We start from the raw sequence: 12,130 nt of genomic DNA, 5'->3' as shown, positions 1-12,130 counted from the left end.
GGGAGGGGCTGGGGCTGGGGCTGCGGGTGGGGCTGGCGGGGCGGGGGCGGGGGCCGGGGGGTCCTCGGCCGGCGCCCTGGCCGGGGAAGGGCTCGGGCTGCCGGCGAAGGCCGCGCTGGCGGCGGGCATTGCGGTCGCTGCCGCGGCCGGGGTGGTGTTCGCCCTCGCCGGGGACGACTCCGAACCGCAGGCCGAGGCACGGCCCGTGCCCCCGAGCGTGTCGGCGCCCCCGGCGCCCCACGCCCCGCAGGCGCCGGAGCCGACGCCGCCCGCGCCGGAGCCGGCCTCGCCGGACCCCGTACGTCCGTCCCGTCCTGCTCCGTCTCCTACTCCGACCCGGGCCAGGCCCGTCACCCCCGCGCCGCCGCGTCCGTCGGCGTCCCCGGTCCCGCCTTCGCCGACGCCGCCCAGACCCACGCCCACCCGCACGCCCCCGCCGAAGCCGCCGAAGCCGGCGCCGAGTGGCTATCCGCTGGCGCGGCTCACCCAGTCGGCCTGGGGTGACCACAGCGGGCCCGAGGTGCAGACCCTGCGCAGCAGCTGGGTCTGGCAACGCTGGGGTCTGCGGATCGCCGGGCAGCGCTTCGACCACGGCATCACCGTGAACTCCCGCTCCTCGGTGGAGATCGCGCTCAACCGGCAGTGCCGTTCCTTCTCCGCCCGCGTCGGGGTCGACGACCTGTCCGTGCTCGGCCGGGGCGCCGTACGGTTCTCCGTCCACGCCGACGGACAGCGGCTGTGGCAGTCCCCCGCGCTGGGCCCGGGCGACCGGGCCGTACCCGTGAACGTGGGGCTGGCCGGCCACGAGAGGCTGCGCCTGGTCGTGGAACCGGTGGGCGGCGCGGCCCCGATGACCCTGGGCACTTGGGCGGAATCGGTGATCAGCTGCCAGTGACGACGGCCGGCACCGACCACCACCGACCGACCCCGCCCGGCGGCCGGTGCCTACCGCCGCCTGCGTGGCTCCCCCTCCCCTGCGTCGCCGCGGGCCCAACTGCCGGCGACCGGCCTCCGGACGGCTCCTGGTAGCGGCTCAGCCGCGACCGTCGGCGCCACGCCGTCCGACATCGGCTGCCCGTCGCCCCACGCGGTGACCGCCGTCCGGCGGGCGCCGCGCACGGTGGCCCCCGCCCGGCGGTCAGTCCCCGCCGCCACCGCCTGCCCAGCTGACCGTCTCAGGCAACCAGGACGGCCGCCCAACAGCGGCGCCGACCGCCACCGCCGGACGCCACGCTGTGCGGCATCGGCTGGGCGGGGCTGGACGGGGTGGCCGCCGTCGGTGGCGGGCGAACGGGCGGGTGTGTGGGGTGAGCGGCTGTTCCGGGGCGGCGGGGGCTGGGTGAGCCGGTGTTACGCGGGTGTGGTGGTGGCCAGCAGGGTCAGGACGCCGCGCGGGTCCAGTGCGGACCCGGCGGCCTCCTCCGCCCGCTGGCGGTCCGGGCCGAGCGCGGCGAGGGTGCGGGACGGGAGGTCCCGCAGGGCCCGCTGGTCGGGGACGGAGCGGGGATGGCCGGCCCGCCAGGCGGTGGCCGCGGCCAGGGCCCGTACGGACTCGGCGGGCCGGTCGGCGTCGGCCAGCAGGAGGGCGACGGCCTCGGTGAACCGGGCCAGCACCGGTTCGGCGCAGCGCGCCTCCACCGCTGCCGCCAGGCCCGTGCGGGCCTTGGCCAGGCCGGCCCAGGGTCCTTCCTCATGACCGAGGAGCATCACTTCCAGCGTGTCCAGCCCGGCGATGAACTGCGGGGGCACGGCGGCCCGGCCGGTGCGGTGCTGGCTGGTGTCGACGACGGCCGCGGCCGCGTCCACGGCGGCGCGGGCCGCCGCGAGGTTCCCTCGGTCCAGGGCGATGAACGCCCCCAGCAGCTTGCCGAAGGCCTGGGCGTCCTGGGCGCCGTACCGGTCGGCCTCGGTCTGGGCCTCGGTGAGGAGGCGTTCGGCGGTGTCGCAGTCGCCGGTGCAGTACGCGGCCTCGGCGATCCGGGCGATCGCGAACGGCGCCTCCATGTGCGCGCCGACCTCGCGGGCCAGCCGCAGGCACTCCTCGTACTCGGTGCGGGCCCAGTCGTACCGGCCGCGCGAGAGGGCCACCTCGCCGGCGGCGCTGGACACCTGGGCGCGGGTCCAGCGGTCGCCCACGCGGCGGGCGATCTCGTGGAGTTCGGCGAGGTCGGCGTCGACGGTGGCGAGGCCGCCGGTCAGGTCGATGGCCACATGGGTGCGGAGCATGAGGGTGACGCCGAGCTCCCACTCGCCGCCGTGGCGGCGGCAGTTCTCGACGGTCTCGTCCAACGCCCGGTGAAAGTCGACCAGATCGCCGCTGAGCATTGCCGTCAGCGGCCAGAGCATGCCCGGGAAGCGGGCGGCTTCGGGCACGGGTCGGCGGAACGCCGCCTGGACGCGGCGGGCCATGGCCATCCGCTCGGGACTGCGGAACTCGGCGGGGCGGCGGCTCTCCGCGACGAGGAAGAGGTGCAGCAGTTCGAGCCGGAGGCGGTCCCAGTACGCCGGGGAGTCGGGCAGCGGCTCCGACGGCTCGCCCTGGGCCTGCGCAACGCCCGTACCGGCCGCCGCTTCGGCTCCTGCTCCGGCCGCCGCCTCCGCACCGGTACCGGACGCCGACTCGGCTCCCGTACCGGCCGCCGCCTCGGCTCCGGTTCCCGGGAGGGCGAGGACCTCCGTGGTCCAGTCGGCGCCCTCCGAGCGGTAGTCGCGCAGCCACCAGAACCAGCCGAGGGCGAGGACGAAGCGGCGGGCGGACGCCGGATCGGTGGCCATGGCGGTCCGCAGGGCGGCGCGCAGGTTGTCGAGCTCGGTCTCGATGCGGCGGATCCAGGGCAGTTGCGCTCCGGAACGCAGCAGGGGCTCGGCCTCCTCGGCGAGGGCGAGGAAGTGGGCGGTGTGCCGGGCGGCGGTGGCGGCACGGTCGGCGGGGTCCTCGGCCGCGCGCTCGACGGCGTACTCGTGGATGGTCTCCAGCATGCGGAAGCGCATGCCGTCGTCGGCGCAGCCGGCACCGTCGCAGCCCTGGTCCCCGGCGGCGCCCCGCCCCTCCCGACCCCCGGTACCGCCCCCGGTACCGCCTCCGCCGGGGACGGCGACGACGAGCGACTTGTCCACGAGGGAGCCGAGGAGATCGGCGGCGTCGAGCCGGGCGTCCCCGCAGACCGCCTCGGCGGCGGCCAGGTCCCAACCGCCGGCGAAGACGGACAGGCGGCGCAGGAGGGTGCGTTCGCCTTCGTCCAGCAGGTCCCAGGACCAGTCCACCACCGCGCGGAGGGTCTGCTGGCGCGGCAGGACGGTGCGGCTGCCGCTGGTCAGCAGCCGGAACCGGTCGTCGAGCCGGTCCGCGATCTGCCGCGGGCTGAGCAGCCGCAGCCGGGCCGCGGCCAGTTCGATCGCGAGCGGCAGACCGTCGAGCCGGGCGCAGATCTCGCGGACGGCGTCGGGGTCGTCCGCGGCCGAGAAGCCCGGGCGGGCGGCGGCCCCGCGGTCGGCGAACAGTCGTACGGCGGGCTCGGGCGGCAGCGGCTCGACGGGGCGCAGCACCTCGCCCGGGACGCCGAGCGGTTCGCGGCTGGTGGCGAGGATGCGCAGGTCGGGGCAGTGGGTGAGCAGGGTCTCGGCGAGCTGGGCGGCGGCCTCGACCAGGTGTTCGCAGTTGTCGAGGACGATCAGAAGGCGGCGGCGGCCGCAGTGCTCGACCAGTTGGGCGGTGGGGTCGTCGGCGGTGCCGCCGGCGCCCTTGTCCCGGGTGACGAGGGTGGCCTCGCGCAGCCCGAGCGCGCTGAGGACGGCGCCGGGGACGGCCGCGGGGTGGTCGAGCGGGGCGAGTTCGACGAGCCAGGCGGGCTCGGGGTGGGCCCCGGCCGAGTGCTCGGCCAGCCGCGTCTTGCCGGAGCCGCCGGGGCCGATGAGGGTGACGAGCCGGAACCGTCCCAGCTCCGCGCGCAGCGCCTCCAACTCCGGCTCCCGGCCGACGAAGGAGGTCAGCCGCGGGCGGATGTTGCCGGAGCCCGGCCCGCCGCCCGAGCCGGAGCCAAGCCCGGAGGCCGACCCGGCCACGGCCCCGCCGTGGCCACCGCCACCGCCACCGCCGTCGCCACCACCGGGACCGGGACCGGGGCCCGAAGCGGGCTCGTACCCCAGAGCAGGGGCAGGCGCCGCCGAGTGGTCCGGTTCCCGCTCCGGATCCAGGAGTTCCGCGTGGAGGGCCTTCAACTCCGGCCCCGGGTCGGTGCCCAGCTGGTCGGCGAGGCTACGGCGGAAGGTCTCGTAGGCGAGGAGGGCGTCGGCCTGGCGGCCTGCCGCACGCAGGGCGCGGAGGTGGCGGGCGCGCAGCGGTTCGTCGTACGGGTGGACGGCGAGCAGTTGCTCCAACTCGGGGAGCAGGGAGGCCGGATCGGTCCCCCTGCGCAGGTCGGCGTCGATGCGGTCGCGTACGGCGGCCTCGCGCAGGGCGTGGGCGGACCGGGCGGCGGGTTCGGTGTCGGCGTCGGGGAGGTCGGCCAGGGCGGGGCCGCGCCACAGGGCCAGGGCCTGGCGCAGGGTGCGGGCTGCTGCCTCCGGGTGGGCGGCGAGCTCCTGGGCGCCTCGGCGGGCGAGCCGCCGGAAGACGTACAGGTCGATGTCGTCCTCGGTGGCGTCGAGGCGGTAGCCGGCCACCTCCGCTCGGACGGTGTCCTTGCCGCCGAGGGTCCGGCGCAGGCGGCTGACCAGGGCCTGGAGGGCGGCGGGCGCGTCCCGCGGTGGTTCGCCGCCGCCCCACACGTCCGCGACCAGCTCGGCGACCGTGGCCGGGCGCCCGCCCCGCAGCGCGAGCGCGGTGAGCAGCGCGCGCAGCCGCGCACCGCCGACCGCCACGACGCCCCCGTCGCGGTCGCGCGCTTCCGTCACGCCCAGGATGAGATACCGCACCGCCCCATGGTCCCCCATCCCTCACGGAGGACTTCGGGGATTTCCCGGTGCGTTCCACCGCCCACCTCCCGTGGCCGCCGGCCCGCGGCCCGCCGTCTGCCTCCCGCCGGCCCGCCAGCCCGCCCAGCCCGCTTCCCACCTCGTACGACGCCGACGCCCGACCCTCGGCGCCCGACCCCCGACGCGACCACCCGGCGCGACCGCCCGGCGCGACCGCCCCACGCCCCTCAGGACAGCGCCGCCCGAGCAGTAGGCACCCCCGTCGGGACCGCCCGCCGGCGCAGGGACGTGCTGCCGGTCCAGCAGGTGCCGCGGCGGGAGAGCAGGCGGTGGAGCCAGAGTTCCATGGAGACCAGTTCCGCCAGGCCGTCCAGGGGGACCGGGTGGCCGTCGGCGGCGGCGGTCAGGGCCTGGCGGACCACTCCGGCCTCGATCAGGCCCGCGTCCGCCAGCAGCGGGGTGGTGAAGAGGGACAGGAGGTCGGGGAGGGCGGCGCGCAGGCCGAGGCGGGTGGCCGTCTCGTGGGGGGTGTGGGTGACCGCGCCCCAGCCGGGCGGCAGTTCGCGTACGCCGGAGGCGGCGAGGACGGAGCGCAGGACCGAGGCGCGGGCCCCGGGCTGGACGCGCAGGGACTCGGGCAGCGCGCGGGCCGCGCGGACCACCTGGTTGTCGAGGAAGGGCGCGTGCAGCCGCTGGCTGCGCACCTCCACCGCCTGTTCGAACACCCGGTGGTCGGCGGCGTGCCGGGCGAGCACCGCGCGGGCGCGGGCCTCGCCGGGGCGCAGGGACAGCGGGGGCCGGCCGGCGGCGGCGCACAGGCGGATCGATACTTCCGCCAGCGCCTCCCCGGTCAGCCATCCGGCGGCCGGCCCCGGCCGGGCCCAGGCCAGGGCCGCCAGCGACGCGTCGACCGGCCCGAGGGCGGTGCCGGCGTCGGTGCGCCCGTCGCGCAGCCGGGCGGCGGCGGCCTCCAGGCCCGCGCGGTACGGCGTACGGGCCAGCCGGCGGGCGGCCGCGTACACGGTCAGCGGGACGAGCAGCGAGCCGCCGTCCGCGGCCGAGCGGGCCAGTGCCGCGACGGGCTTGAGCAGGTGCCGACGGCGCCGGTCCATCAGCAGGTCGGCCAGCCGGGCGGGGTGGGCGTCGAGGACCTGCCGGGCGCCGTGCCCGACGAAGTGGTCGGCGCTGCCGGCGGCGAGCCTGCGGCGTTCGCGGGCCGCGGAGACCAGGGACGGGCCCGGCTCGTCGGTCAGCGGCCCGTCCAGGTCGGCGTACGGAAGGGCCTCCTCCGCGGCGGCGACCACGACGTGGTGCAGCCGGGGGTCGGCGGCGAGGGCCCGGGCGCGTTCGAGTTCGGCCTCGCGGCCCTGCGGCGCGGCCAGGTCGTTGAAGGTGACCGCGAGCAGCCGCCCGCCGGGCCCGGTCTGCCCCCGCATCGTGCCGGGCGCCCCGGGCAGCCCGGCCGCGAGCAGGGCGAGGGTGGCGGAGGCGCTGCCTCCGGAGAGGTCGGCGCCGACGCCGGGCGCGGGCATGCCGCGGGCGGCCCGCCGGTCGGCGGGACCCATGCCGGGAACCGGCCCCGGATCGTGGGGCAGGGTCTCGGGAGCATGCCGCGGCGCCGTGAGCCGGGCGCGCACCGCGTCCACCAACGCTTCGCGTACGCCCTCCACCGCGCGGCCCGCCTCGGTCTCGGGCGCGGCCACCGCGAGGGAGGCCACCGGCTCGTAGCCGGTGATCTCCCGGGAGCCCTCGCGCAGGATCAGCGCGTGGCCGGGCGGGATCCGCCGGACCCCGACGTACGGGGTGCCGTCGCCGAGCGCCTCGGGGCTGTCGGGGCAGGCCAGCAGGGCGGCGAGGTGGCCGATGTCGAGCTGCGCCTCGATGAGGTCGGCCAGCGGCAGGGCGGCGGTGGCGTACGCGGTGCCGCCGGCCCACGGGGTGTAGAAGACGGGCCGGGCGCCGGCGAGGTCGCCGACCACGGTGATCCGGCGGCCGGCCTGGACGACGGCGGTGTAGCTGCCGGGCCAGGAGGTCAGGTGGCGCAGCGCGCCGCCGCGGGCGGCGGACAGGGCGCGGCGCAGCGCGGCGTCGTCGGCGCCGCAGCAGCCGAGGACGGCGAGGCGGGTGCAGGGGTCCGCGGGGTCGGCGGTGACGGTGCGGATCTCGTCGGGGCGCCAGTCGCCGACGGCCCACAGGGGGTCCGGGTCGCCCCACAGGAGTTGCGCGCCGACGGGGAGGAGGGTGCGTTCGGCGTCGGCGCCGGGGTCCCGGGGGTCGGTGCCGGGGGGCGCGTCCGCGAGGCCGCCGCGCGGGGCGGCCGGGTCGCTCCTCAGCCGTCCGGCCGTGCCGAAACTCGCGGCGATACTGCTCCACCCCACCAACCAGCGCATCGCCGCCTCCCCAGCCTGGTGCGCCATGTGACCGGGCGCCGGGCGGCTGGACGGCCGGACGACGGGAATCCCGGGTGGCTCGGGGTCCATGCTGCCACGAGAAGGGCGTGCAGGAGCGACTCATGGGGGCGCAGACACATGTCGATGCGCCCCGGGTACGCGGTGTTCGACGTTCCGTTCCCTCCTGGGACAGCTCGCCCCATAGGCCGATTTCAGCCATTTTTCCGTCGTACCGACTGCTGTGGCGGGCGGGAGGGCACCGGCGACCGCCGGCGGGCGCACCGAGGCGCCGCGGCGGGCCGTCGCCGCGGTCCGGGAGGCGGGTGGACCGCCCCCCGGACCGTGCCGCCGCCCGCGGGGATTGAGGCGGCGGTGTCCCCCGGCCCGCCGGATCCGCGCAGCGGGCCGACCCACGCACGGCACATCGAATCGCCGGGTCCGGGGACCGGCCAGAGCGCACGTACGGGCGCACGGCCACACGGCCGGGGCACGCGCTGACACGTGCGCCCCGGCGCCGCCCGCGGGTCCGGCCGTACGTACGGACAACAATCTCGCCATACGGAAGCCGGGCCCTTAACGCTTGGGAGGCGGGGAACTACGCTGGGTTTACGAAATGCCGGGCGCCTATGCCCGGCGGCGTCTGCGTTCCACGTGTGACGAGGGGTGGCGCATGTCCAGGGAGCTCCGGGAGCCCAACGAGAAGCTCGGCGCCGTCCTCGCCCTGGCGGGCATCAGCAACGCGGGCCTGGCCCGCCGGGTCAACGACCTGGGCGCGCAGCGCGGTCTGACCCTTCGTTACGACAAGACGTCGGTGGCCCGCTGGGTGTCGAAGGGCATGGTGCCGCAGGGCGCGGCGCCGCATCTGATCGCGGCCGCGATCGGCGCGAAGCTCGGCCGGCCGGTGCCGCTGCACGAGATCGGGCTCGCGGACGCGGACCCGGCGCCCGAGGTCGGCCTCGCCTTCCCGCGCGACGTCGGCGCGGCGGTGCGTTCGGCCACCGACCTCTACCGGCTGGACCTCGCGGGCCGGCGCGGTGGCGGTGGGATCTGGCAGTCGCTCGCCGGGTCCTTCTCCGTGGCGGCGTACGCGACGCCCGCCTCGCGGTGGCTGATATCGCCCGCGGACAGCTCGGTGGCGCGCGAGGCCACCCCGCCCGCCGCCTCCACCGCATCCACGGCGTCCACCGGGCCGGCTGCCTCCACGGGGCCCGCCGGCTCGGCGCTCCCCGCCGCTGCCGCGGCGCGGGGTCCTCAGGGCGCAGGGCAGGCTGCGCCGTCCGCCCCGGCGGGCGGCGCTGCCGGTCCGGCCACCCCCAGCGGTGCGACCGGCGGCGGAGTCGCACGTAACGGTGGCGCGAGCGGTGCGCGAGGCACCAGCGGTGCGGGCGGCACGAGTGGTGCGGGTGCCACCAGCGGTGCAGGCGGCGCGAGTGGCACGGGCGGCACCTCGAACGGCTCGTCGGGCGCCGGACCGAACGGTGTACCGACCACCGTTGTGCCCGCCCCCGCGTCCGCCGAAACGCCGCGCGAGCAGCCGCCGCTGCTGTCGGACGCCACACCGCAGCGGGTCGGCCACAGCGACGTGGCCAAGCTGCGCGAGGCGGCCGAGGACGCCCGCCGGTGGGACAGCAAGTACGGCGGCGGGGACTGGCGTTCGTCGATGGTCCCCGAGTGCCTGCGGGTGGACGCGGCGCCGCTGCTGCTGGGCTCGTACAGCGACGAGGTGGGGCGGGCGCTGTTCGGTGCCACCGCCGAACTGACCCGGCTGGCCGGGTGGATGGCCTTCGACACCGGGCAGCAGGAGGCGGCCCAGCGCTACTACATCCAGGCGCTGCGGCTGGCGCGCGCCGCGGCCGACGTGCCGCTCGGCGGGTACGTGCTGGCCTCGATGTCCCTGCAGGCCACCTACCGGGACTTCGCCGACGAGGGCGTGGACCTCGCCCAGGCGGCCGTGGAACGCAACCGCGGCCTGGCCACCGCCCGCACCATGAGCTTCTTCCACCTGGTCGAGGCCCGGGCGCACGCCAAGGCGGGCGACTCGCAGGCGGCGGGGGCCGCGCTGCGCGCGGCGGAGGGCTGGCTGGAGCGGTCGCGGGACGGGGATCCTGACCCGAGTTGGCTGGGTTTCTACTCGTACGACCGGTTCGCGGCGGATGCGGCGGAATGCTACCGGGACCTCAAACTGCCGCGGCAGGTACGGCGCTTCACCGAGCAGGCGCTGTCCCGGCCGACCGAGGAGTACGTCCGCTCGCACGGCCTGCGCCTGGTGGTGAGCGCGGTCGCGGAGCTGGAGTCGGGCAACCTCGACGCGGCGTGCGCGCAGGGCGCGCGCGCCGTGGAGGTCGCCGGGCGGATCTCCTCCGCCCGCACCACCGAGTACGTACGGGACCTGCTGCACCGGCTGGAGCCCTACGGGGACGAGCCGCGGGTGGCGGAGCTGCGCGAGCGGGCCCGGCCGCTGCTGGTGGCCCCGGCCTGAGGGGGTCTGCCCCGGCCTGGCGTCCGCGCTGTCAGTGCCGGGGTGCAGTATGCAGGGGTGGGAGGTGGCAGCGTGGGCAGCCTGGGCAGCGTCGACTGCGACGTGCTGGTGATCGGTGGCGGGATCGTCGGCCTGTCGACCGCGCACGCCCTTTCGCGGCTGGCGCCGGGCACCCGGGTGGTCGTGCTGGAGAAGGAGGCGGGGCCGGCCCGGCACCAGACCGGGCGCAACAGCGGGGTGATCCACAGCGGGATCTACTACCGGCCGGGCTCCCTGAAGGCGCGGTTCGCGGTGCGCGGGGCCGCGGAGATGGTCAAGTTCTGCGCGGAGCACGACGTCCCGCACGAGGTGACGGGCAAGCTGATCGTCGCCACCGAGCGGGCGGAGCTCCCGCGGCTGCACGCGCTGGTCCAGCGCGGCCGGGAGAACGGCATCCCGGTGCGCGAGCTCGGCCCGGCCCAGATCGCGGAGTACGAGCCGGAGGTGCGCGGGCTCGCCGCGATCCACGTCGGGACGACGGGCATCGTGGACTACGGGCAGGTGGCCGCGCGGCTGGCGGAGTCCTCGGGCGCGGAGATCGTCTACGGCGCCCAGGTGGACCTGATCGCGCGCCGGGCCTCGGCGGTGGCCGTGCGCACCACGTCCGGCCTGGTCGTCCGGGCGCGGGCCCTGGTGAACTGCGCCGGGCTCCAGTGCGACCGCGTCGCCCGGCTCGCCGGCGACGACCCGGGCATGCGGATCGTCCCCTTCCGCGGCGAGTACTACGACCTGGCGCGGCCCTCGCTGGTCCGCGGCCTGGTCTACCCGGTCCCCGACCCGGCCTTCCCCTTCCTCGGGGTGCATCTGACCCGGGGCGTCGCGGGCGGGGTCCACGTCGGGCCGAACGCCGTGCCGGCGCTGGCCCGCGAGGGCTACGGCTGGGGCACCGTCCGCCCCGCCGACCTCGCCTCGGAGCTGGCCTGGCCGGGCACCTGGCACATCGCGCGGCGGCACTGGCGGTACGGCGCGGGGGAGATCCACCGCTCCTTGTCGAAGCGGGCCTTCACCGAGGCGGTCCGGCGGCTCCTGCCGGCCGTCACGGAGGCCGACCTGCACCGGGCCCCGGCCGGTGTCCGGGCCCAGGCGGTGCTGCGCGACGGCACCCTGGTGGACGACTTCCTGATCCGCGAGGCCCCCCGCACGGTCCACGTCCTGAACGCCCCGTCCCCGGCCGCCACGGCCTCCCTGCCGATCGGCCGCGAGATCGCCACCCGCACCCTGACCACCCTGCGCACGGCCTGAGCCGGGCCGGGGCACGGCCCGGTCCCGGGCCGGATCACGGCCCCGAGCCGGTCCCGAGCCGGCCCCGAGCCGGGCCTGAGCCCAGGCCGAGCGCCTCCAGGCCCCGCCGGAGCACGGCTTCGGGTCGCGGCCCGGCCCCGCCGCGCCCCGCAGCGGGCTCCGCCGCGGCCCCGGGATGCCGTCCGAGTGCGGACCGTAGAATCTGGGGATTGTGTCCGAGTCCCAGAATCCGCAGACCAGCGCCGCCGAGCCGGCCCCCCGGCAGGCCGCCGCGCCGCAGGGTGACACCTACGTGCCGCCGCGCTGGCGCACCGAGCCCCGGTTCGGCCCCGACGGGCCCGCGCCCGATCCCGCCGGCTCGCACCACGACCGGCGGATCCGCAGCTTCCAGCCGCGCCGCAGCCGGGTGACCACGTCCCAGGAGGACGCGCTGCGCCGGCTGTGGGGCACCTGGGGCCTGGACATCGACGGGCGGGAGGTCCTCGACCTCGGCGCGATGTTCGGCGGCCGGCCCGTCGTGCTGGAGATCGGCTTCGGCATGGGCGAGGCCACCGCGCAGATGGCCGCCGACGACCCGGACACCGGCATCCTCGCCGCCGACGTGCACACGCCCGGTCAGGGCAACCTCCTCGGGCTCGCCGAGCGCAACGGCCTCGACAACATCCGCGTCGCCAACGGAGACGCGATCATCCTGCTCCGCGAGATGCTGCCGCCCGCCTCCCTCGCGGGCCTGCGCGTGTACTTCCCGGACCCGTGGCCCAAGAAGCGCCACCACAAGCGCCGGCTGATCCAGCCCGAGTTCCTCACCCTCGCCGCCACCCGGCTCGCGCCCGGCGCGATCCTGCACTGCGCGACCGACTGGGAGCCGTACGCCGAGCAGATGCTCGAGGTGCTGACCGCGCACCCGGACTTCGAGAACACCCAGCCCGACGGCGGTTACGCGCCCCGGCCGGCGTTCCGGCCGCTCACCCGCTTCGAGGGCCAGGGGCTCGACAAGGGGCACGTCGTACACGACTTGCTCTTCCGCCGCAGGGAGAACTGACAACGTCACCGCGCGTGTCCGACC

General features: G+C 77.4%; 6 protein-coding genes. 4 read left to right on the top strand and 2 right to left on the bottom strand.

Annotated features, from left to right (window positions below; all coding sequences use genetic code 11):
* Positions 1-520: 520 nt before the first annotated feature.
* Entirely contained in the window at positions 521-895 is a 375-nt protein-coding gene (locus tag LG632_RS19650; protein ID WP_226728665.1) for an NPCBM/NEW2 domain-containing protein, read from the top strand.
* A 455-nt stretch (positions 896-1,350) separates the two neighbouring features.
* Here LG632_RS19650 and LG632_RS19645 read toward each other — a convergent pair whose 3' ends face one another.
* Positions 1,351-4,914, bottom strand: coding sequence for an AfsR/SARP family transcriptional regulator (locus LG632_RS19645; protein WP_226728664.1), 3,564 nt, complete (start codon positions 4,912-4,914; stop codon positions 1,351-1,353).
* Between the two features lie 227 nt (positions 4,915-5,141).
* Positions 5,142-7,304, bottom strand: coding sequence for an asparagine synthase-related protein (locus LG632_RS19640; RefSeq protein ID WP_226728663.1), 2,163 nt, complete (start codon positions 7,302-7,304; stop codon positions 5,142-5,144).
* A gap of 670 nt (positions 7,305-7,974) precedes the next feature.
* On the opposite strand from LG632_RS19640, the gene LG632_RS19635 reads away from it, so the two are divergent.
* The 3 genes from LG632_RS19635 (at position 7,975) to trmB (ending at position 12,106) form a co-directional block, all read left to right on the top strand.
* Positions 7,975-9,783, top strand: a complete 1,809-nt coding sequence (locus tag LG632_RS19635) for an NsdA family TPR-like regulatory protein (RefSeq protein ID WP_226728662.1) — start codon at positions 7,975-7,977, stop codon at positions 9,781-9,783.
* Positions 9,784-9,864: 81 nt separating this feature from the next.
* Positions 9,865-11,064 carry an L-2-hydroxyglutarate dehydrogenase gene (gene lhgD, locus LG632_RS19630; protein WP_226728668.1) on the top strand — a complete coding sequence of 400 codons (1,200 nt, stop codon included), beginning with the start codon at positions 9,865-9,867 and terminating at the stop codon, positions 11,062-11,064.
* Positions 11,065-11,275: 211 nt separating this feature from the next.
* Positions 11,276-12,106, top strand: coding sequence for a tRNA (guanosine(46)-N7)-methyltransferase TrmB (trmB, locus tag LG632_RS19625; RefSeq protein WP_374203516.1), 831 nt, complete (start codon positions 11,276-11,278; stop codon positions 12,104-12,106).
* Positions 12,107-12,130 lie beyond the last annotated feature (24 nt).

Source organism: Streptomyces antimicrobicus, from assembly GCF_020532625.1.
GTDB lineage: Bacteria > Actinomycetota > Actinomycetes > Streptomycetales > Streptomycetaceae > Streptomyces > Streptomyces antimicrobicus.
Note: the sequence above shows the minus strand (reverse complement) of the source record. Positions and strands in the feature narration are given on the sequence as shown.

Excerpts from the sequence above, each read along its gene's own strand:
- LG632_RS19640 (WP_226728663.1), bottom strand. The coding sequence starts at position 7,304 with ATGCGCTGGTTGGTGGGGTGGAGCAGTATCGCCGCGAGTTTCGGCACG.
- LG632_RS19635 (WP_226728662.1), top strand. The coding sequence starts at position 7,975 with ATGTCCAGGGAGCTCCGGGAGCCCAACGAGAAGCTCGGCGCCGTCCTC.